Origin of the sequence: Pantoea sp. UBA4549 (genome assembly GCF_002387285.1) — a bacterium.
In the GTDB taxonomy this organism is placed as follows: Bacteria; Pseudomonadota; Gammaproteobacteria; order Enterobacterales; family Enterobacteriaceae; genus Pantoea; species Pantoea borealis.
In genome coordinates this window covers 171,888-194,126 of the sequence record NZ_DGLH01000008.1, presented here as the reverse complement: position 1 = coordinate 194,126, position 22,239 = coordinate 171,888, and the positions used below count along the sequence as shown (strand labels likewise).

At 56.6% G+C, this 22,239-nt stretch carries 18 protein-coding genes; 10 read left to right on the top strand and 8 right to left on the bottom strand.

The window, feature by feature from the left end; all coding sequences use genetic code 11:
• Nucleotides 1–294 precede the first annotated feature (294 nt).
• Nucleotides 295–1,698 carry a multidrug transporter subunit MdtD gene (gene mdtD, locus B3041_RS06665; protein WP_292970652.1) on the top strand — a complete coding sequence of 468 codons (1,404 nt, stop codon included), beginning with the start codon at nucleotides 295–297 and terminating at the stop codon, nucleotides 1,696–1,698.
• On the opposite strand, the gene rbsR is transcribed toward mdtD, so the two are convergent.
• The 7 genes from rbsR to B3041_RS06630 all read right to left on the bottom strand — a co-directional run bounded on the left by rbsR (nucleotide 1,695) and on the right by B3041_RS06630 (nucleotide 8,104).
• Nucleotides 1,695–2,687 (bottom strand): ribose operon transcriptional repressor RbsR, encoded by a 993-nt coding sequence (gene rbsR / locus B3041_RS06660; RefSeq protein WP_414692364.1) that lies wholly within the window; start codon nucleotides 2,685–2,687, stop codon nucleotides 1,695–1,697. The two genes, mdtD and rbsR, sit on opposite strands and share 4 nt — an antisense overlap.
• Nucleotides 2,688–2,691: 4 nt before the next feature.
• Entirely contained in the window at nucleotides 2,692–3,621 is a 930-nt protein-coding gene (gene rbsK / locus B3041_RS06655) for a ribokinase (protein ID WP_065647911.1), read from the bottom strand.
• 63 nt (nucleotides 3,622–3,684) lie between these two features.
• Entirely contained in the window at nucleotides 3,685–4,560 is an 876-nt protein-coding gene (gene rbsB / locus B3041_RS06650; RefSeq protein ID WP_292970647.1) for a ribose ABC transporter substrate-binding protein RbsB, read from the bottom strand.
• Nucleotides 4,561–4,587: 27 nt separating this feature from the next.
• A complete protein-coding gene (gene rbsC / locus B3041_RS06645; RefSeq protein ID WP_065647909.1) occupies nucleotides 4,588–5,559 on the bottom strand; it encodes a ribose ABC transporter permease in 972 nt (323 codons plus the stop codon).
• Nucleotides 5,556–7,064, bottom strand: coding sequence for a ribose ABC transporter ATP-binding protein RbsA (gene rbsA / locus B3041_RS06640; protein ID WP_292970643.1), 1,509 nt, complete (start codon nucleotides 7,062–7,064; stop codon nucleotides 5,556–5,558). Before rbsA ends, rbsC begins: the two co-directional genes overlap by 4 nt.
• A gap of 7 nt (nucleotides 7,065–7,071) precedes the next feature.
• A complete protein-coding gene (rbsD, locus tag B3041_RS06635) occupies nucleotides 7,072–7,491 on the bottom strand; it encodes a D-ribose pyranase (RefSeq protein WP_065647907.1) in 420 nt (139 codons plus the stop codon).
• A 214-nt stretch (nucleotides 7,492–7,705) separates the two neighbouring features.
• On the bottom strand, nucleotides 7,706–8,104 hold the full coding sequence (locus B3041_RS06630; RefSeq protein ID WP_292970639.1) for a YgiW/YdeI family stress tolerance OB fold protein: 399 nt from the start codon (nucleotides 8,102–8,104) through the stop codon (nucleotides 7,706–7,708).
• 179 nt (nucleotides 8,105–8,283) lie between these two features.
• On the opposite strand from B3041_RS06630, the gene qseB reads away from it, so the two are divergent.
• A complete protein-coding gene (gene qseB / locus B3041_RS06625; RefSeq protein ID WP_039381386.1) occupies nucleotides 8,284–8,946 on the top strand; it encodes a quorum sensing response regulator transcription factor QseB in 663 nt (220 codons plus the stop codon).
• Complete coding sequence (qseC, locus tag B3041_RS06620) at nucleotides 8,943–10,289, top strand: quorum sensing histidine kinase QseC (protein ID WP_292970634.1); 1,347 nt, start codon at nucleotides 8,943–8,945, stop codon at nucleotides 10,287–10,289. The genes qseB and qseC overlap by 4 nt, the downstream gene beginning before the upstream one ends.
• Here qseC and kup read toward each other — a convergent pair.
• Nucleotides 10,286–12,154, bottom strand: a complete 1,869-nt coding sequence (gene kup, locus B3041_RS06615; protein WP_065647904.1) for a low affinity potassium transporter Kup — start codon at nucleotides 12,152–12,154, stop codon at nucleotides 10,286–10,288. The two genes, qseC and kup, sit on opposite strands and share 4 nt — an antisense overlap.
• A 285-nt stretch (nucleotides 12,155–12,439) precedes the next feature.
• On the opposite strand from kup, the gene ravA reads away from it, so the two are divergent.
• The 7 genes from ravA to rsmG all read left to right on the top strand — a co-directional run bounded on the left by ravA (nucleotide 12,440) and on the right by rsmG (nucleotide 21,759).
• Nucleotides 12,440–13,936: an ATPase RavA gene (ravA, locus tag B3041_RS06610; protein WP_292970631.1), complete on the top strand. Its 1,497-nt coding sequence runs from the start codon at nucleotides 12,440–12,442 to the stop codon at nucleotides 13,934–13,936.
• Nucleotides 13,933–15,393, top strand: a complete 1,461-nt coding sequence (gene viaA / locus B3041_RS06605) for an ATPase RavA stimulator ViaA (protein WP_292970628.1) — start codon at nucleotides 13,933–13,935, stop codon at nucleotides 15,391–15,393. The genes ravA and viaA overlap by 4 nt, the downstream gene beginning before the upstream one ends.
• 72 nt (nucleotides 15,394–15,465) lie before the next feature.
• Entirely contained in the window at nucleotides 15,466–17,604 is a 2,139-nt protein-coding gene (gene ovoA, locus B3041_RS06600; RefSeq protein ID WP_292970625.1) for a 5-histidylcysteine sulfoxide synthase, read from the top strand.
• Nucleotides 17,605–17,708: 104 nt separating this feature from the next.
• Nucleotides 17,709–18,170: a transcriptional regulator AsnC gene (asnC, locus tag B3041_RS06595; protein ID WP_039381403.1), complete on the top strand. Its 462-nt coding sequence runs from the start codon at nucleotides 17,709–17,711 to the stop codon at nucleotides 18,168–18,170.
• Between the two features lie 153 nt (nucleotides 18,171–18,323).
• Nucleotides 18,324–18,764 carry an FMN-binding protein MioC gene (mioC, locus tag B3041_RS06590; protein ID WP_065647901.1) on the top strand — a complete coding sequence of 147 codons (441 nt, stop codon included), beginning with the start codon at nucleotides 18,324–18,326 and terminating at the stop codon, nucleotides 18,762–18,764.
• 439 nt (nucleotides 18,765–19,203) lie between these two features.
• Nucleotides 19,204–21,093 (top strand): tRNA uridine-5-carboxymethylaminomethyl(34) synthesis enzyme MnmG, encoded by a 1,890-nt coding sequence (mnmG, locus tag B3041_RS06585; RefSeq protein WP_065647900.1) that lies wholly within the window; start codon nucleotides 19,204–19,206, stop codon nucleotides 21,091–21,093.
• A gap of 48 nt (nucleotides 21,094–21,141) precedes the next feature.
• Entirely contained in the window at nucleotides 21,142–21,759 is a 618-nt protein-coding gene (rsmG, locus tag B3041_RS06580; protein ID WP_065647899.1) for a 16S rRNA (guanine(527)-N(7))-methyltransferase RsmG, read from the top strand.
• Nucleotides 21,760–22,239: the final 480 nt, after the last annotated feature.

Below are 22,239 nucleotides of genomic sequence, written 5' to 3'. Positions count from 1 at the left end.
TTTTCTCCGGCGGGGTGAATCACTTCACGCCCTGCTGAGCCCGTCTGCGTTGCCGCTTTGCCGTCTCAGTGGTGGCGCATTATAGGGAGTTCTCGGCGGGTGACAAGTGTTTATTGCAAAAAAATAGCCGAGCGTCTCTTTTTTGAGCGAAAGCGTTAAAAGCAGGCATTAAATGTCCAATTAATGGCCAAAACGGCGCTGCAACAGGCACAAATCAACGTCATTGCCTGTAACGGCAATGCTATTCTTTTCTGATAATGCTGTTTGCCAGCACCACCAATAGAAGGATTTTCGATGATTCGTTCTGCGCGCAGTATGGCTGGCTTGCCGTGGATAGCCGCAATGGCGTTTTTTATGCAGGCACTCGACGCAACCATTCTTAATACAGCGCTTCCGGCCATAGCCACCAGCCTTGAACGCTCCCCCCTTGCTATGCAATCCGCCGTTATCAGCTATACCCTGACTGTCGCTATGCTGATACCGGTCAGCGGCTGGCTGGCCGACCGGTTTGGTACCCGCCGTATTTTTATTATTGCCGTTTCACTGTTTACGCTGGGATCGCTGGCCTGCGCCCTGTCAGGCTCGCTGAGTATGCTGGTTGTGTCGCGCATTGTGCAGGGCGTGGGCGGTGCCATGATGATGCCGGTGGCGCGTCTGGCGCTGCTGCGTGCCTATCCGCGCAGTGAACTGCTGCCGGTGCTTAATTTCGTGACAATGCCGGGCCTGGTCGGCCCTATCCTCGGACCCATGCTGGGAGGCCTGCTGGTGACCTACGCCAGCTGGCACTGGATTTTCCTGATCAATATTCCCATCGGTATTGCCGGCATTTTTTACGCGCGTAAATATATGCCGGATTTCACCACGCCAAAACGCCGCTTCGATTTTACCGGCTTTCTTCTTTTCGGTCTGGGGCTGGTGCTGATCTCAGTGGGCATTGAGCTGTTCGGCGAGCGCATTGTTGCGTCATGGCAGGCGCTGCTGGTGCTGTTTGGCGGCTTTGCACTGCTGCTTCTTTATATACTGCATGCGCGGCGCCATCCCGCACCGCTGATCGGCCTGCCGATGTTCCGCACCCGCACCTTTTCTGTCGGCATTCTCGGCAATATTGCGGCGCGCCTCGGCACCGGCTGTATTCCCTTTCTGATGCCGCTGATGCTCCAAGTGGGCTTTGGCTATCCGGCTATTATTGCAGGTTGCATGATGGGACCTACGGCCATTGGCTCGCTGCTGGCTAAATCGACGGTGACGCAGGTGCTGCGCCGTTTTGGCTATCGTCGCACCCTGGTGGGCATTACTATCATTATTGGCATCCTGATCGCCAGCTTCTCGCTACAGTCACCGGGTGAGGGCGCGGTAATGCTGCTGACAGGGCTGTTTGTGCTCGGCATGGCGATGTCTACGCAGTTCACCGCGATGAACACGATTACGCTGGCCGATCTGAATGATGACAACGCCAGCGGCGGCAATAGCGTACTGGCGGTAACGCAGCAGGTCTCAATCAGTTTTGGTGTGGCGGTCAGCGCGGCGGTGCTGCGCTTTTATCAGGATGTTGAAAGCACAACCGTGCAGCAGTTTCACGCCACGTTTCTGACTATGGGCGTCATTACCGTGCTGTCTGCCGCCGCCTTCCTGCTGCTGCGGCCGGGCGATGGCCGTAACCTGATAGCCAACCGGGAAAAGAAAAAGAAAGCGGCTTAAACAGAACCGCGTTCCACCAGCTCCGGCGTCAGCACCAGCGTTTGCTGGCTGGCGTCGGGTGCGCCCATGCGGTGAATTAATGTATCAATAGCCAGTTCGCCCAGCTCATCTTTTGGCTGATGCACCGTAGTCAGCGGCGGTGTCAGATAACGTGCCAGCTCAATGTTGTCATATCCCATGACCGCAATATCCTGCGGCACCTTCAGACCCGCCTGATATAACGCGTGATAAACGCCCACCGCCATCGCATCATTACTGGTAAACACCGCCTCCGGTACCGGCTCCAGTGCCAGCAGCTGCGTCATGGCATTAAATCCGCCCTGGAACTCAAAATCGCCGTCAACCACATACCCCTCAGGCACTGTTAAACCGTGCGCCGCCATCGCCTGATGAAAGCCCTCAAGGCGAAGTCGCGCCGGCGTTTTGTCCTGCGGTCCCGCAATACAGGCAATACGCCGGTAGCCTCGTTCAATCAGATGGCGGGTCGCCATTTCACCGCCCAGTAAGGCGTTATCCTGAATGATATCGCCCCGTCCTTCGAACGGTGCCCAGTCCATCATCACCATCGGTACCGAGGGATAACGATTCAGGATCTCAGCTGAAGGCAGATGCGTCTCCGTGCACATCAGCAGCAGGCCATCGACGCGCTTCTGCATCAGCGTTTCCAGGCTGCGATTCATGCGCTCCTCATCCCCTTCGGTATTGCACAGGATCAGACTATAGCCGCGTTCATAACAGCTGTTCTCCACGCCGCGTACCACTTCTGCATAGAAAGGGTTGCTGCTGGCCGTCAGTAACATACCGATAGTACGCGTCTGCCGGATTTTCAGGCTGCGCGCCAGCGCCGAGGGCGCATAGTTCAGCTCACGGATAGCCTGTTCAACCTTTTCGCGCACCTGCTTGCTGACAAAGCGATTGTTATTGATCACATGCGAAACAGTAGAGGTGGAAACGCCCGCCTGACGGGCAACATCTTTCATGGTAGCCAAGGGCTTATTCCTGTTGCTGCAGGAAGGCATCGATTTCATGGCGCCACGGCACTGCAGGCTGAGCGCCAGGCCGCGTAACCGCTATCGCTGCCGCCGCATGCGCAAACCGTACCGCATCATGCATCGCCAAGCCTTCCAGCCGCGCGGTGATAAAAGCCCCGTTGAAAGTGTCACCTGCGGCGATGGTGTCAACAGCCTGTACGCTAAAGCCAGGAATACGCTGCCCGTTACCTTCTTCGCTCAGCCATACGCCGCGCCGCCCCAGCGTAATCAGCACGGTGCGGATCCCTTTGGCATGCAGCGCCTGCGCGGCCTGTGCGGCCTCCGCGTCACAGGTTACGGCAATTCCGGTCAGGATCTCCGCTTCGGTTTCGTTAGGCGTAATAATGTCGATCTGCGCCAGCAGTTCATCAGTCAGCCTGGTCGCAGGGGCCGGATTGAGGATCACCTGCGTGCCGTGCTGCCGCGCAATCTGTGCAGCTGCAAGCACGCTATCAAGCGGGGACTCCAGCTGCATCAGCAGCGCCGCTGCGTCAGCGATCACCTGCTGATGACGCCGCACGTACTCCGGCGTCAGCGCGGCGTTAGCACCGGCATAAATGCCGATGTTGTTTTCACCCTCACCGTTTACGAAGATCATCGCCACGCCGGTTGCCTCTGACGGGATGGCTTCAACCGGCGCAATATCAATATTGTCGCGCTGCAGCTGCTCACAGATGCGTTCGCCCGTGTCATCGCCGCCTACGCAGGCGATAAAAGCGATATCAGCGCCCGCACGCCCGGCTGCCACCGCCTGATTAGCGCCTTTGCCGCCAAACGCAATCTGATACGCCTTACCGATAACGGTTTCACCGGGACGGGGGAAGTGGCTCAGGTTCAGGATATGATCGGCGTTAATGCTGCCCATTACCGCCAGTGTTGCGCATTTGCTCATAGAGAGGGATCCAGGAAGTTGCGCCACCCTGAGGGTGGCGCGTGGCCACGCTTTTCTTTGGTTTTATTGAGTGACGAGTTTCAGGTCAACCGGATTGATCGCCTGCACTTTTTCACCTTTCAGCACTTTGTCTGCGGTATCCACACCAATCATACCGATCTTGTCCGGCATCTGCGCCACAGTTGCAGTCAGCTTACCTGACTCAACCGCTTTCACACCGTCGGCCGTACCATCAAACCCTACCACCAGCACGTCGGTTTTACCGGCCGTCTGCAGCGCACGCAGCGCACCCAGCGCCATCTCATCGTTTTGTGCAAACACGGCCTGTACATCCGGATGCGCCTGCAGCAGGTTCTGCATCACGTTCAGCCCTTTAGTACGATCAAAGTCAGCCGGCTGGCTGGCAAGAATAGCAAATTTATGCCCGTCAGCTGCCTGTTTAAAGCCTTCACCCCGCTCGCGCGCGGCTGACGTACCGGCAATGCCCTGCAGCTCAATGATTTTTGCTCCGTCACCCAGTTTCTTCGCAATAAAATCACCCGCCATTTTACCGCCAAACCGGTTGTCAGAAGCCACGTGGCTCACTACCTTGCCCTGTGCTGCCATACGGTCCAGCGTAATCACCGGGATGTTTGCCTGGTTAGCCATTTTCACGGCGTTGCCAACGGCGTCGGAATCTGTCGGGTTGATCAGCAGCAGCTTAGTGCCGCGAACGGTCAGATCCTGCACGTTAGCCAGCTCTTTTGCCGGGTTGTTCTGGGAGTCCAGCACCACCAGGTTATAGCCAAGCTTATCCGCTTCTTTCTGAGCGCCATCTTTAAGCGAGACAAAGAAGGGGTTGTTCAGGGTAGAAACCACCAGCGCAATCGTATCCTTGGCCATTGCGCCGGCACTCAGGGTGGCACCAAGAATGACGGCCAGTGCAGTTAATTTTTTCATTTACAGAATCCTGTGTGAGGGTCAGAGTTATTTACTGCTTTTGTTATCTACCAGCACCGCCAGCAAAATCACGACGGCTTTAACAATCATCTGGTAGTAGGAAGATACGCCCATCAGGTTCAGGCCATTATTCAGGAAACCCAGAATCAGCGCGCCAATCAGCGTACCCATAATACGGCCTTTACCGCCTGCCAGGCTGGTGCCGCCCAGTACCACAGCCGCAATCGCATCCAGTTCATAACCGGTGCCAGCCGTAGGCTGCGCTGAGGAGAGACGGGCCACTTCAATCGTGCCTGCCAGCGCTGCCAGCAGTCCGCTCAGCGCATAGACGGTAATTTTGACGCGGTTAACGCTGATGCCTGACAGACGGGTGGCGGCTTCATTACCGCCCAGCGCATAAATGTAGCGACCGAGGCGGGTGTGATGCAGCATGTACCACGCCAGCGCGAATACCAGTGCCATCAGCCATACCGGCGTCGGGATCCCCAGCGGGCGACCAATACCGAACCAGCCAAACAGATCGGCGTTTTCACTGAAGCCGGTATTAACCGGACTGCCGTCGGTATAGACCATGGTGACACCGCGCAGCAGCAGCATCATCACCAGCGTCGCGATAAATGCCTGCACCTTGCCGCGCGCCACGATCACGCCGGTGATCCCGCCAATAAATGCGCCCAGCGCCAGGGAAGCAGCAACGGCAACCAGCGCATTAACCTCCATGCCGACTATAGATGCGGCAACCGCACCGGTCAGCGCCAGCAGCGAGCCTACCGACAGGTCAATGCCTGACGTCAGGATCACCAGCGTCATGCCCACTGCCATAATGGCGTTGACCGAGGTCTGCTGCAGGATGTTGAACATGTTGGCCAGCGTAAAGAAGTTCGGGCTCTGGCTGGCGACCACGGCGATCAGCACAATCAGCGCAATCAGTGACTTCTGCTCCAGCAGCCAGCTTTTACTGAACCAGCGGCGGCTGGCGGGTAGGGTGTGGGTACTCATACGACTAAATCCTCGCTGTGTTGCTTACCGACCGCCGCCGCCATCAGGGATTCCTGGGTAGCCTGCTCACGGGAAAATTCGCCACTGATACGGCCTTCATGCATCACCAGAATGCGATCGCTCATGCCCAGTACTTCCGGCATTTCCGATGACACCAGAATGATGCTCAGCCCTTCCGCTTTGAACTGATTGATTAACTGATAGATCTCTTTTTTGGCACCCACATCGACGCCGCGCGTCGGTTCATCCAGGATCAGCACGTCCGGACGGGTCATCAGGCCGCGGGCAATCGCCACCTTTTGCTGGTTACCGCCGGAGAGCAGGCCGATCGGCTGCATCATTGAAGGCGTTTTTACATTGAACAGGCGGATAAAATCACCTACCGCCAGCTGCTCTTCCGCATGCTTCAGATTACCGCCGGCGTGGCTGAAATAGCGCAGCGCCGTCAGCGACATGTTCTCTTTTACTGACATCCCCAGCACCAGTCCGTCGCGCTTACGATCTTCAGAGATATAAACGATACCGCTGGCGAGCCCCTCCTGCGGTGAACGTACGTTCACCGTACGGCCATTGAGCGTGACGCTGCCGCTGCGGCGCGGCAGGGCGCCATACAGCACTTTCATCAGCTCAGTTCGCCCGGCCCCCATCAGCCCTGAAATCCCCAGAATTTCGCCTTTGCGCAGGGTAAAGCTGACATCCTCCACGCCTGAGCCACAGAGCTTTTCAACCTGCAGACGGATTTCACCGGGCGAGTGATCGAGATGGGGATACTGATCTTCCAGCTTGCGTCCTACCATCATCTCAATCAGCTGCTCTTCGCTCAGATCGCTGACGGCGCGCTCGGCAATAAACTGCCCGTCACGGAATACGGTTACGTCATCGCAGATCTCAAAAATTTCTTTCATGCGGTGCGAGATATAGACAATGCCGCACCCCTGCGCTTTCAGTTCGTTAATAACGTGAAACAGCGACAGCGTTTCGGTATCCGTCAGCGCATCCGTCGGCTCATCCATGATGATGACGCGTGATTCAAAACTCAGTACTTTGGCAATCTCTACCATCTGCTGATCGCCAATTGAGAGATCGCCCACCAGTTTGTGGCTGCTGAAACGCAGGTTAAGACGCTTAAGCAGCGCCTCTGCCTCACGATGCATCTTTTTCCAGTCGATACGGCCAAACCGGTTTATAAACTCCCGGCCCAGGAAAATATTCTCCGCCACGCTCAGCTGCGGGATCAGATTAAGCTCCTGGTGAATAATGCCGATGCCTGCCTCCTGCGACGCCTTTGGGCCGGAGAACGCAACAGGTTCGCCCAGCCACTGCAGCGAGCCGGCGTCCATGGTGTAGATGCCGGTCAGCACCTTCATCATGGTGGATTTACCGGCTCCGTTTTCGCCCACCAGCGCCATAACGCGCCCCGGGTAGACCGCCAGCGAGGCACCATTCAGCGCCTTTACGCCAGGAAACGACTTTTCGATCCCTTTAAGTTGCAGTAATGGTTGCATAGCGGCCTCAGAAGGTGACGCCGGCGCTCAGGATGACATTCGCATACGGAGAACACTCTCCGCTGCGAATGACCGCCTGACTGCGCTGCGTCTGCTGTTTGAATTGTTCATGAGTGATGTAACGGATGGTAATGCTATTCCCCTGGTGCTGTTGCAAGGCTTCGAGCACGGCGATCAGCTGGCTGTGAAGGTGCGGATTGTGTTCTTTAATCTCCTCCGCAATCAGGGCGCTTTCTACCTGCATCTCCTGCGTGACGATGTCCACAACCTGTAAAAATCCGGGCGTACCCGGCGTCAGCGCCAGGTCAATACGCCGGGGTCCGTGCGGAATGGGCAGGCCCGCATCCGCAAGGGTCAGCGTATCGGTATGCCCGAGGCGGGCAATCACATGAGAGAGTTCAGCGTGTAACAGGCGACCTTTTTTCATTTCATCCACTCCACAGCGAAACGTTTCGCTGTGGAGCAGTGTATAAAAGCAGCATAGTAACGCAACGACACCATCACGGAAGTGTGATCGCCATCGAAACGTTTCGCTGTCGACCGGAAAAATTTGAGTCAGGAAGTGCAGAGAGGCAGGAAATATCGCGGCAGTGCTCTGCCGGAATGAACGAAGCCACTTATGCAGTGGCCTCGTAGTGTGCTTATGGCAGCTTGCGAACCTGTTTTACGTCAAGCTCAATGGCGTTGAAATCTTTATCCAGCTCGCCGGTCAGTTCGACCCGATCTTTTGGCGTAATGGTCACGCCGTTCCAGTGCTTGTGGTCAATCTCAACTTTCATCGTGCCGCTGCTGTCGCGGAACAGATAATCTTCATCGCCAACCTGCTTTTCCAGCGTGCCGCGCACGGTGATCCAGCTGTCATCTTTCATCTCTTCAGCCTGTTTTACCGTCACGACGCTGGTGTCGCCGGCTTTAAAACCGCCCGCCTGATGACTCTGTGCGGCTGGCGCAGCGGGATCCATAAAGCCGCCCTGTGGCGCAGCGAGTACCGGTGCGGTGGCCAGGGCAATCAGGGTCATTAACGCTATACGTGTTTTCATTAGTTACCTCATTTCTGTGAACAGGTGGAATGTCAGCCAGTAAACCAGACACTCCTTAACAGGATCTTAAGAGGTTCTTTTTTTTACTGTTGCGTGAAAAATAGCTGAAAATCGCGCTGCTGGCCTGTACAAGCCCGGACGGGCTTCGTATAACTCGCCTGTAGCCGGGGGAGAGCACAATGCGAATTCTGTTGATTGAAGATGACACGCTGATTGGCGACGGGCTGAAGGTCGGCCTGACAAAACTGGGATTCAGCGTCGACTGGTTTATATCCGGTGAGGCCGGATGTCAGGCGCTGAGCGCAGCGCCCTGGGATGCAGTGGTGCTGGATCTGTCGCTGCCGGAACGCGACGGGCTGGATATCCTGCGCCAGTGGCGCGCTGCAGGCGCGGATATTCCGGTGCTGATCCTCACCGCGCGCGACGCACTGGATCAGCGTGTACAGGGTTTACAGCTGGGTGCCGATGACTATCTCTGCAAACCGTTCGCACTGACTGAAGTGGCTGCGCGACTGCAGGCGCTGATCCGCCGCCGGCATGGCCAGCTGCAGCCTGAGCTGCGGCATGGCAATGTTGTCATGCAGCCCGCCAGCCACAGCGTTCTGCTCAATGGCGAACCGCTTGAACTGAAAAGCCGCGAACTGGCGCTGCTGGAGCTGTTTCTGCGACATCCGGCTCAGGTGCTGACGCGTAGCCAGCTTGAAGAGAAGCTTTACAGCTGGGATGACGATGTCTCCAGCAACGCGGTAGAAGTACATATTCATCATCTGCGCAAAAAACTGGGCAGCCAGTTTATCCGCACCGTGCACGGTATTGGCTATACGCTGGGAGCGGCAGAATGAGCCTGTTTGTCCGGCTGGCGATCGGCTTTGTGTTGCTGATCCTGCTGTGCGGTGCCAGCGCCGGCTGGAGCGCGTGGCAGCAGACGCGCGATACGGTTAATGAACTGTTTGATACCCAGCAGATGCTGTTTGCCAAACGGCTGCTGGCGCTCGACCCCACCAGCCTGCATCACGCGGCATTACCGAAAACCAAAACCCTTTTACGCCATCATCGTGGCGATCAGGATGATGATGCGCTGGCCTTTGCGGTATTTCACATCGACGGTACACCGCTGCTCAACGACGGCGAGAACGGGCGCGGGTTAGCGTTCGATACGCGACGCGACGGCTTTCGCGACGGACAGCTGCGCGACGACGATGAGCCCTGGCGTTTGCTCTGGCTGACGTCGCCCGATAAACAGTATCGCGTGGTGGTGGGGCAGGAGCAGGATTACCGGGATGACATGACGCGCGATCTCGCCTCGGCCGCGCTGCTGCCGTGGCTTATTGCGATACCGTTTATGCTGCTGCTGCTGCTCTTGCTGGTGTGGTATGAACTGCGGCCGCTGAAGCAGCTGGCGCATATGCTGCAGCAGCGCGTGCCGGATGATGCGACCACGCTGCCGGTGACGCGCCTGCCCCGGGAAGTGCAGCCGCTGGTGACGGCGCTCAACGATCTCTTCGGACGCACGGCGCAGCTGGTACAGCGCGAGCGCCGCTTCACGTCCGATGCTGCCCATGAGCTGCGCAGCCCGCTGGCTGCCCTGCGCGTGCAAAGTGAGGTGATCCAGCTGGCCGCAGATGATGAACAGGTGCGACTGCGGGCGCTGCAGCAGCTCGATAGCGGTATTATCCGCGCGACCCGGCTGGTGGATCAGCTGCTGACGCTGTCGCGCGTTGAAGCGGACGATCTGCGCAGTGAATTTCAGCCGGTTGCACTGGTGCCGCTGCTGCAGGCGCTGGTCGCTGAACATCTGCCGCAGGCCGCAGCGCAGCAGACAGAGATAACGTTAACGATTGATGCAGAGCCGGTGATGAACGGTCATCCGCTGCTGCTGAGCCTGATGATACGTAATCTGCTGGATAATGCGCTGCGCTATGCGCCGGCACACAGCCGGATAGCGCTGCGGCTGGGGCCGGAAAACATCGTGGTTGAAGACACTGGTACAGGTGTGTCGGACGAGCAGCTGGCGCGGCTTGGTGAACGTTTCTGGCGCCCGCCTGGTCAGGCGCAGAGCGGCAGTGGCCTGGGCCTGTCGATTGTGAAAAACATTGCACAGCTGCATGGCCTGCAGCTGTGCTTCAGTCACGCCGTGCCGCAGGGACTACGCGTGACGCTGACCGGGCTACGCAACGGGCGCTAAATCTCAACCTGCGTGCCCAGCTCAATGACCCGATTAGGCGGAATTTCAAACTGATCCGGCGCGCGCAGCGCATTGCGCTGCAGCGTCAGGAACAGTTTGCCGCGCAGGCGCAGATACCAGGGCCGCTTGCCGATGATCAGCGATTCATGTGACATAAAGAATGACGTTTCCATCATCCGGCAGTTAAGCCCCTCCAGCCCGCAGCGGTGAAAAATCTCCTCCACGTTTGGCGTTTCACGCCAGCCGTAGCTCGCCACCACGCGCCAGAATGTGGGCGACAGCTGTTCAATCGTTACCCGGCGTACGTTATGCACATAGGGTGAATCTTCCGTGCGCAGCGTCAGCAGCACCACGCGCTCATGCAGCACCTTGTTGTGCTTGAGGTTATGCAGCATCGCGAAGGGGATCACGTTCAGTGCACGCGACATATATACCGCCGTCCCCGGTACGCGTACCGGCGGTGATTTTTCCAGTGAAGCGATCATCGCGTCCAGCGAGTTGCCGTGCTCATGCATGCGGCGCAGCAGACGAAAGCGTTCACTTTTCCAGGTCGTCATGATGATGAACATCATCAGCGCCAGCGTCAGCGGCAGCCAGCCGCCGGAGAAAACTTTGATCAGGTTAGCGGAGAACAGCGACACATCGATACAGAGCATCGCGGCCAGCATCAGCATGACCAGATAACGGTTCCAGTGCCAGTTCTGAATCGCCACCGTGGCACAGAGGATCGCGGTCAGCACCATGGTGCCGGTCACGGCAATGCCGTAGGCCGCGGCCAGATTACTGGAGTGCTCAAAGCCGACAATCACAATTACCACCGCGGCGTAGAGCAGCCAGTTGATCACCGGGATATAGATCTGCCCTGACTCCTCTTCAGAGGTGTGAACAATGCGCATCGGCGGCAGATAACCCAGTCGCACCGCCTGACGCGTCAGTGAAAAGACGCCGGAGATCACAGCCTGTGAGGCGATAACCGTCGCCAGCGTGGCAAGCAGCAGCATCGGGATCAGCATCCAGTCCGGTGCCAGCAGGAAAAACGGGTTCTTAATCGCTTCCGGATGCGCGAGCAGCAGCGCGCCCTGGCCAAAATAGTTCAGCACCAGCGAAGGCAGCACCACCACAAACCACGCCAGACGGATCGGAAATTTGCCGAAGTGCCCCATGTCCGCATAAAGCGCCTCAACGCCGGTGATCGCCAGCACCACCGCGCCCAGCGCAAAAAAGGAGACGGACTTGTACTGAACGAAGAAGTGCAGCGCCCAGTAAGGATTCATCGCGTGAAGGACATCAGGATTATTCAGAATGCTGCGCGCGCCCAGCACCGCCAGCACCAGAAACCATACCAGCATAACCGGCGCAAACAGCTTGCCTACAATACCGGTGCCCTGTTTCTGGATCATAAACAGCAGCGTCAGCACGGCGATCGCCAGCGGGACGATCCAGGTATCAAGACCGGGCGCGGCGATCTCCAGTCCCTCAATCGCTGAGAGCACGGATACGGCCGGAGTAATTACTACCTCACCATAAAAGAAGCTGCCGCCAATCAGCCCCATGATCACCAGAACGGCAGTGGCACGCGCGCCGGTATGACGACCCGCCAGCGACATCAGCGTCAGAATGCCGCCTTCACCGGCATTGTCGGCGCGCATGACGTAGCTGATGTATTTCAGCGACACCACCAGAATCAGCAGCCAGAAGATCAGCGACAAAAAGCCGAAGACCGCTTCGCGTTCAACGCCAAAGCCGAACTGACCGGAAAGGCATTCACGTAAGGTATACAGCGGACTGGTACCAATATCGCCATAGACCACGCCGATTGCCGCAAGCGTGACGGCGCCAAGAGACTGTTTCTTATCCGAGCTCATAGGGTGTCTTGTGTTGGAGCCGTGACGACTCAGGCCATCAAAAAGCGCACAGTATGCACACAATTGGCAGAAACCAACAGACAGCGCTGTTGATTATGCGCAGCGTAATCTGCTTTTTCGCCGAAAATCAGGCAGAAAACGGCATGAAAACCGCACGTTGTGCTGCCACAACCTTCTGAAACAAAAAAGCTGACGGCTATCAACGCATTCAAGCATGATAAACAGTAGAGTATTGCGCTCGCCAGACCGTAACGGCACCAGGTTCAGAAGGACAATGATGTGATTATGGCTCAACCCCATCTGTTGGCAGAAAGAATTTCCCGACTGAGTAATGCGCTGGAAAAAGGGCTATATGAACGGCACCATGCCATTCGCCTCTGCCTGCTGGCAGCGTTAAGCGGCGAAAGCGTGTTTTTACTCGGCCCGCCTGGCATTGCCAAAAGCCTGATCGCCCGCCGTCTTAAATACGCTTTTCAGCACGCCCGCGCCTTTGAATACCTGATGACCCGTTTTTCCACGCCGGAAGAGGTGTTTGGTCCGCTGTCGATCCAGGCCCTGAAAGATGAGGGACGCTATCAGCGTCTGACCAGAGGCTATCTGCCGGATGCGGAGATCGTTTTCCTGGATGAAATATGGAAAGCGGGTCCGGCTATTCTGAACACGCTGCTGACCGCCATTAACGAGCGGCGCTTCCGGAACGGCGACTGCGAAGAGGCGATTCCGATGCGTTTGCTGGTGACCGCCTCAAACGAACTGCCGGAAGCAGACAGCGGCCTTGAAGCGCTCTATGACCGCATGCTGATCCGCCTGTGGCTGGATAACGTGCATGAGAAGCAGAACTTCCGCAGCATGCTGACCCACCAGCAGGATGAAAACCTTAACCCGGTCGCGGAGTCGCTCTGCATCAGTGATGAAGAGTATCTGCAGTGGCAAAAGGGCATCAGTCAGGTCAGGCTGCCTGACGATGTGTTTGAGCTTATCTATCAGCTGCGTCAGCAGCTGGAAAATCTGCCGGATGCGCCCTATATCTCCGATCGCCGCTGGAAAAAGGCGATCCATCTGCTGCAGGCCAGCGCATTTTACAGCGGGCGAACCGCGATTGCGCCTATCGATCTGGTGCTGCTGAAAGATTGCCTCTGGCATGACATCGCTTCAATGACGCTGCTGGATCGCGAAATGGATGCGCTGATGACGCAGCACGCCTGGCAGCAGCAGGCGATGCTGCACCGGCTGCAGCAGATCACTGCGCAGCGTCTGGCACTGCAGCAGCAGCAGAGCGTGACGCAGGCGCTGACGCTGGAGAAGCACAGCGGCATGTTCAGCCGTAAGCCACATTATGAGCTGCCGGAGTCGGTTGCCGGCGAACAGCTGACCCTGATGCTGCAGCAGCCGCTGACGCTGCACGATATGCAGGTCAGCCATATAGTAGTAAGCCGCGAGGCCCTGGTTCAGTGGCTGCTGAAAGGCGGAGATGTGCGCGGCAAGCTAAACGGTATCGGCTTTGCACAGTCGCTCGATCTGCTGGTCGATACCCATCACTGCCTGACGCTGCGCGATGTCAGCCTGCAATCCACGCGCCTGACCCTGCCCGGGGCGGCAAGTCTGCAGGCGCTGCCGCCGGAGATCGTTGAGGAATATGATGCGCTGGAGACCCGTCTGCGGGCGCAGCGTGCGCTGTTCAGCCAGCATCAGCGCTGCCTGTTTATCAGTGATGACTGGCTGGCACGCATTGAGACCAGCCTGCAGGATGTGGCAGAGCAGCTGAAACAGGCGCGGAAATGATCTCGCTGGAAACGCTCAGTACATTGCTCTCAATTGGCGAAGCAGAGCTGATTGATGAGCTGATTCTGGCGCTGCTGGCTACTCCGCAGCTGGCGCTGTTTTTCGAGAAATTTCCCCGCATGAAGCAGGCGATGTTGCGCGATCTGCCGCGCTGGCGTGCTGAAATCACCGGGCAGATGAAAGCGACGCCGGTACCCGCTGCGCTGGCGCAGGAGTTTCAGCTGTTTGAGCAGTTACAGCTGCTCAACAGCCGTGATTTCAGTGCTCAGCTGCCGCACCTCCTTGATCAGCTGCAAAGACTGCCCTCTCCTTTTCTCACCGAAGCCGGTACGCTGCTGCAGCGTAATGAAGGCCCGGAACTGAGCCATGCACAGCACCGGCTGTTTCTGCAGCGCTGGCGACTGAGCCTGACGCTGCAGACGCTGACGCTGAATGAAACGTTACTCGAGGCACAGCGTGAACGGCTGCTGGCAGAACTGCAGCAGCGTATGGCGCTGAGCGGCCAGCTGGCACCGGTGCTGACTGATGAAGATGAAGCGGCCGCCGGCCGGCTGTGGGATCTCAGTAAAGCTTCACTGCAGCCAGGCGACTACGCGCTGATTGTGCAATATGGTGATTTTCTGGCGCAGCAGCCGGAGCTGATGCAGCTGGCACAGCAGCTGGGTCGCAGCCGCGAAGCCAAATCGGTGCCGGCACGTGATGCACCGCTGGAAGCGTTCCACCAGCTGGTGCATGAGCCAGACAATGTACCGGAAGAGGTCAGTGGTATTCATCAGAGCGATGATGTGCTGCGTCTGCTGCCGCCGGAGCTGGCTGCGCTCAGTATCAGTGAACTGGAGCTGGAATTTTACCGGCGTCTGGTAGAAAAACGCCTGCTGACCTATCGCCTGCAGGGTGATGCCTGGCATGAAAAAACCGCGCTGAGGCCGGTAAGCCATCAGCAGCATGAAACCGAGCCGCGCGGCCCGTTTATTGTCTGCGTGGATACGTCCGGTTCGATGGGCGGTTTTAATGAACGCTGCGCCAAAGCCTTTTGCCTCGCGCTGCTGAAAATTGCCCTGGCAGATCGGCGTCGCTGCTACATTATGCTGTTTGCCCATGAGGTGGTCGGCTATGAGCTTACCGCCGATAACGGCATTGAACAGGCGATTCGTTTCCTCAGCCAGCGTTTTCGCGGCGGCACCGATCTGACGGCCTGCCTGAGTGCCGTGGTGCAGCGCATGGAAGGCAGCCAGTGGCAGGAGGCAGACGCGGTGATTATCTCTGACTTTATTGCCCAGCGCCTGCCAGAAGAGCTGATTAACATCGTGAAACAGCGGCAGCGGATTCAGCAGCAGCGGTTTCACGCGGTGGCGATGTCGGCGCACGGCAAACCCGGCATTCTGCGCATTTTCGATCATATCTGGCGCTTTGATACCGGGCTAAAAAGCCGCCTGCTGCGCCGCTGGACACGCTGATTCATCTGACAGAAATCCGCATTTGCTATAGTGAATGACCCGCTGTGTTTATTCAGCCTTACGGAGTTCACTGTGACAATCGCCGACGTATCCTGCCAACTGCCTGCTCCGACCCGCACCCCGCGCCTTTCCGGTGGCACGGCTGAAGAGAAGCGGGCCGAACTGCTCGCCTATTTCACCCGGACCTGGTCGCTCTATGAAAGCCTGTTCGACTGCCTGAGCGATGAGCGCGCCTGGTTTAATAAAGCCATTCCGCTGCGCCATCCGCTGATTTTTTATTTTGGCCATACCGCATCCTTTTATATCAACAAACTGATGGCAGGACGCTATCTCGATCGGCGCGTTGACGCACGCATTGAGGCGATGATGGCCATTGGTGTGGATGAGATGAGCTGGGACGATCTCAACGACAACCATTACGACTGGCCCGATGTGGCAGAAGTGCGCGATTATCGCGGCAAAGTAAAAGCGCTGGTGACTGACTTTATCCGTACTATGCCGCTTGAGCTGCCAATCGGCTGGGAGAGTCCGGCCTGGGTCATTTTGATGGGCATTGAACATGAGCGCATCCATCTGGAGACCTCCAGCGTCCTGATCCGCCAGCTGCCGCTGGAATGGGTGCAGCCGCAGCCGGCCTGGCCTGCCTGCCCGCTGGCGCGTCACGATCGCGCCGCCGTACCGGAAAACAGCCTGGTTGCGCTGGCGGGTGGATCGGTGCTGCAGGGAAAAACAGATGATACCTACGGCTGGGATAATGAGTATGGCCACCAGAAAACTGAGCTCAGACCGTTTCAGGCCAGTAAAATGCTGGTCAGCAATGCTGAATTTTATCAGTTTGTCGCGGCCGGCGGCTATCAGACAGCGCGCTGGTGGGATGAAGAGGGAGAGGGCTGGCGTAAATTTGCCGGCGTACAGATGCCCACTTTCTGGGTCGGTGATATTACACAACCTGACGCGCTGCGCCTGCGCCTGATGACGCAAGAGGTGCCGATGCCGTGGGACTGGCCGGCTGAAGTTAATCAGCTGGAGGCGGCCGCCTTCTGCCGCTGGCTGGCAGAAGAGAGCGGTAAGGCGATTCAGCTGCCGTGTGAGGCGGAGTACATGCTGCTGCGCGAACAGGTCAGCGGCGATCAGCCAGACTGGACGCAGGCACCCGGTAATATCAACCTGGCGTACCACGCCTCTTCCTGCCCGGTGGATCATTTTGCTCAGGGCGATTTCTTTGATTTGGTGGGTAACGTCTGGCAGTGGACCACTACGCCAATCAATGGCTTTGAAGGATTCCGCGTACATCCTCTGTATGACGATTTTTCCACCCCTACGTTTGATGGAAAGCATGCAATCATCAAAGGCGGCAGCTGGATCTCAACCGGTAATGAGGCGTTAAAATCGTCGCGCTACGCTTTTCGTCGTCACTTTTTCCAGCATGCCGGTTTCCGTTATGTGGTGTCAGCGCATAAAGAGAGTATGCAACTTAACCCGTATGAAACTGACAGCATGGTGTCGCAGTATCTCGACTTCCAGTACGGGCCGGGCTACTACGGCGTGAAAAACTATGCGGAAAAACTGGTTGAGCTGGTGCTGCCGCACTGCCATCAGCACGGGCATGCGCTGGATATCGGCTGTGCCACCGGTCGCGCCAGCTTTGCCCTGGCGCGTCACTTTGCCGCCGTTACCGGCATGGACTACTCCGCGCGCTTTATTGATGTGGCGCTGCAGCTTACTTCCGGTGAGGATTTCCGCTATGTGGTACCGGAGGAGGGCGAGCTGGTTGCGTATCGCCAGGTGCGGCTGAAGGAGATCGGAATTGACCGGCAGCAGGCTGAACGGATCCGGTTCGTTCAGGGTGACGCCTGCAACCTGAAGCCGCAGCCGGATCGGTACGATCTGGTGCTGGCCGCCAATCTGATTGATCGTCTGCGTCAGCCAAAGCGTTTCCTGCAGGATATTACGCCGATGATCCGTCAGGGCGGCGTGCTGGCCATCTCTTCACCTTACACCTGGCTTGAGGCGTTCACGCCTAAAGAGAACTGGCTGGGCGGTATCCGTGAAAACGGTGAGGCGCTGACAACCAGTCAGGCGCTGCAGCGCCTTCTGCGCGATGAGTTTGAAGAAATCGCTCCGCCACAGGATGTGCCCTTTGTGATCCGCGAAACCGCACGCAAGTTTCAGCACACTCAGGCGCAGCTTACGCTCTGGCGTAAACGCTAAAAGCGTGCAGACTGCGGCATGCCCGCAGTCTGCATCTTGCCTGCCCCGCTAAATTCCTGCACATTCACCTCTGTTCAGCGAAGAAGAATTTAAGAGGAAGGATGATGGCAGAACATCTGCAACTGGATAATCTCGACCGCGGCATACTCAATGCGCTGCTGGAGAATGCCCGTACGGCTTACGCAGAGCTGGCAAAGCAGTTCAATGTCAGCCCCGGCACGATTCATGTCCGCGTCGAGAAAATGCGCCAGGCCGGTATTATTCTGGGCACGCGCGTGGAGATCGATCCGCGCCAGCTGGGATTCGATGTTTGCTGCTTTATTGGCATCATTCTGAAGAGCGCACGCGACTATCCGGCAGCGCTCAGCAAGCTTGAGGCGCTGGATGAAGTGGTTGAGGCCTGGTATACCACCGGCCACTACAGCATTTTCATTAAGGTCATGTGTCGATCTATCGATGCGCTGCAGCAGGTGCTGATCAACAAGATCCAGACCATTGATGAGATCCAGTCCACTGAAACCCTGATCTCACTGCAAAACCCGATCATGCGTACCATCAAGCCCTGAATCACATCAGTCTGTGCATAAAGTTATGCAGAAAGGATCCGGCGTGGTAACTGGTTTGTCCGCGGATGCTTTCTGTTATTAACCCTGTTTTCCACAGGTGGATCACGGCTTGATCACAGCGTACAATGCCTGCCTTTAGTGCGGGAGACGATCATGGCTGATATTACCTTAATCACTGGCAGTACCCTTGGCAGTGCCGAATATGTCGCAGAACATCTGGAAGAGAAGCTGCAGGATGCAGACTTTGAAACCAGCGTACTGCACGGCCCGGCGCTTGATGAGGTGCCTGCATCGGGTATCTGGCTGGTGGTGACTTCCACACACGGTGCCGGTGAATTGCCTGACAATCTGCTGCCTTTTTATGAGGCGCTGCAGACAGAAAAACCCGATCTCTCTGCCGTGCGCTTTGGTGCTATAGGCATCGGCAACCGCGAATACGATCTTTTCTGCGGCGCAATAAAAACGCTGGAGGCCCGGCTGATCGCGCTGGGTGCCACGCGCATCGGTGAACGGCTGGAAATTGACATGCTTGAGCATGAGATACCGGAAGATGCCGCTGAAGCCTGGGTAACGGGCTGGATTGAACAGATCTGACGGATCGTGGCTGGCAGGGGATCGGGAAATAGTGACGATCCCCAGACGATTACACTGTATTTATCCTGGATCCTGCCGATCGCCTGTGGATAAAACAGCCTGAATCATGCGTATAACCCGTAGTTATCCCAGTAATAACTGCTGATGCTTTTTTAATCTGTGGATAACTAGCAAAGTTGATCCCAGCTTATCTGGATCAGGATCACCGATCTTTCACAGCAAACGATCCTTCTCAGGCCGATGTAAAATAACGGGTTTGCCACGTTATCCACAGAAACCGGCGATCCTAATAAGAGATCTAACAAGAAGATCATATAAAAGAGTAAAGATCCTTTCTATAAACACGCAGGATCCGCCGCTTTCGCCTGAACCATAATTTCAGTAGAATCCACCGCCCAGGGCAACGATCCCTGTCTGAACTTTAACGAGGACCCACTTCATGTTTTATCCAGATCCTTTTGACGTCATCGTAATCGGTGGTGGTCATGCGGGTACCGAAGCCGCCATGGCGGCCGCCCGAATGGGTCAGCAAACGCTGTTACTCACGCATAACATCGACACGCTGGGACAAATGTCCTGCAATCCGGCGATCGGTGGTATCGGAAAGGGACACCTGGTAAAGGAAGTGGACGCCCTCGGCGGCCTGATGGCCACCGCGATCGATCAGGCAGGTATTCAGTTTAGGATACTAAACGCCAGTAAAGGCCCGGCGGTACGAGCTACGCGTGCACAGGCGGACCGTGTACTGTACCGCCAGGCGGTACGCACTGCGCTGGAGAACCAGCCCAACCTGATGATCTTCCAGCAGGCGGTTGACGATCTGATCGTTGAAAACGATCGGGTGGTCGGTGCCGTCACGCAGATGGGACTGAAGTTCCGGGCGAAAACGGTTGTGCTGACCGTCGGCACATTCCTTGATGGCAAGATTCATATCGGTCTTGATAATTACAGCGGTGGTCGTGCTGGCGATCCGCCTTCAGTCCCGCTGGCAAAACGGCTGCGGGCGCTGCCGCTGCGCGTAAATCGTCTCAAGACCGGTACACCACCGCGTATTGATGCGCGCTCTATCGATTTCTCTGTCCTGACGCCACAGCACGGCGATACGCCAATGCCGGTGTTCTCGTTTATGGGCAATACGGCACAGCATCCGCAGCAGGTTCCCTGCTGGATCACCTATACCAACGAACAGACGCATGATGTGATCCGCAACAATCTCGATCGCAGTCCGATGTATGCCGGCGTTATTGAGGGAATTGGTCCGCGTTACTGCCCGTCGATTGAAGACAAAGTCATGCGCTTTGCCGATCGTAATGCTCATCAGATCTTCCTTGAGCCGGAAGGACTGACCAGCAATGAGATCTACCCGAACGGCATTTCCACCAGTCTGCCCTTTGATGTGCAGATGCAGATTGTCCGCTCAATGAAAGGGCTGGAGAACGCCACCATTGTGCGTCCTGGCTATGCTATCGAGTACGATTTCTTCGATCCGCGCGATCTGAAACCCACGCTGGAGAGCAAGTTTATTCAGGGTCTCTTCTTTGCCGGCCAGATCAACGGCACCACCGGTTATGAAGAAGCTGCAGCCCAGGGGCTGCTGGCTGGCCTCAACGCTGCGCGCCAGTCTGCGGACAAAGAGGGCTGGGCACCGCGCCGCGATCAGGCTTATCTTGGCGTGCTGGTCGATGACCTCTGCACGCTGGGTACCAAAGAGCCCTACCGCATGTTTACCTCACGCGCCGAGTATCGTCTGATGCTGCGCGAAGACAATGCGGATCTGCGTCTGACTGAAACGGGCCGCGAGCTGGGCCTGGTCGATGATACGCGCTGGGCGCGCTATAACCAGAAGCTCGAAGCGATTGAGCTGGAACGCCAGCGTCTGCGCAGCCTGTGGGTGCATCCGAAGTCAGAGAATGTGGCTGACGTAAACAGCATCATCAGTGCACCGCTGACAAAAGAGGCCAGCGCAGAGGATCTGCTGCGTCGTCCGGAGATGACTTATGCCCGGCTGATGACGCTGCCGGATTATGGTCCGGCGCTGTCTGATGAGCAGGCGGCTGAGCAGGTTGAAATCCAGGTTAAATATGAAGGTTATATTGCGCGTCAGCAGGAGGAGATAGACCGCCAGCTGCGCAATGAGAACACTTTACTGCCTGTCACGCTTGATTACCGTCAGGTTAATGGCCTGTCGAACGAAGTGATCGCCAAGCTCAACGATCATAAGCCGACCTCAATCGGCCAGGCATCGCGTATTTCCGGCATCACGCCAGCCGCGATCTCAATTCTGCTGATCTATCTCAAAAAACAGGGTCTGCTGCGTAAAAGCGCCTGACTGACCATCGGGGCAGCTCCGGCTGCCCCTGTTAACGGAAACATCGCTGTGATTAACAAACTCTCCCGGCTGCTCGACGCAGCAAATATTTCGCTCTCCGATCAACAAAAACAGCAGCTGGTTGGCTATGTGGAGCTGCTGCACAAGTGGAATAAAGCGTATAACCTGACTTCAGTACGCGATCCGCAGCAAATGCTGGTACGCCATATCCTCGACAGCGTGGTGGTAGAGCCGCATCTGCAGGGGGAACGCTTTATTGATGTGGGTACCGGACCGGGACTGCCGGGTATTCCCCTGGCCATTGTCCGTCCGCAGGCGCATTTTACGCTGCTGGACAGCCTGGGTAAGCGGGTACGCTTTCTGCGTCAGGTGCAGCATGAGTTAGGACTTACTAACATTACGCCAGTGCAGAGCCGGGTTGAAGAGTTCCCGGCAGATCCGCCGTTTGATGGCGTTATCAGCCGGGCATTTGCCTCGCTGGAGGATATGCTGACCTGGTGCCGCGCATTACCCGGCACACACGGACGCTTTTATGCGCTGAAAGGCGTACGTCCGGATGAGGAGATCGCTTCGCTGCCGGCAGGCTTTAGCGTGGAAAAAATTGAAGCTCTACGCGTTCCGGAACTTGAAGGCGAACGTCATCTTGTGGTGATTTCGCAGCAATAAGCCTGTAAAAAGCAGGGTTTTTATTCAGCTTCTGGCCCCGGAAGGGTCGTCAGAGCTGAATAAAAAAACAGCGGTTGAACACGCTGTGACAAACGCTTTTATTCGGCAGGGGAGGGGAAAGGCGTTAACATCTTTCGCCGTAATTATCCGAAAAGCGTTGTTACATTTAACGATTAATTCACAATTCATTGCCACTAATGTCACATGATAACGGCTGTTTTCCGCTTTCGATTATCACGCAGGGAAATATGACACGGCAATAAATCGGCGGGCGTAATATTATTATTTCGATTTTAATTCTGCCTGCAGTGTCAACCGGATGTTTTTATCAGAAAAGAGTGAGCTGAAGCAGATTTAAATTTATAACAAGCTGATTTTAAAGGGTTAACAAGGGCGGTTTATTCGTGCGCATTATGCATTCTGGTAAAATTTTCAGCGCCTTATTGTTTATTATGTGATCTGCAGCACGCTTTATATCCC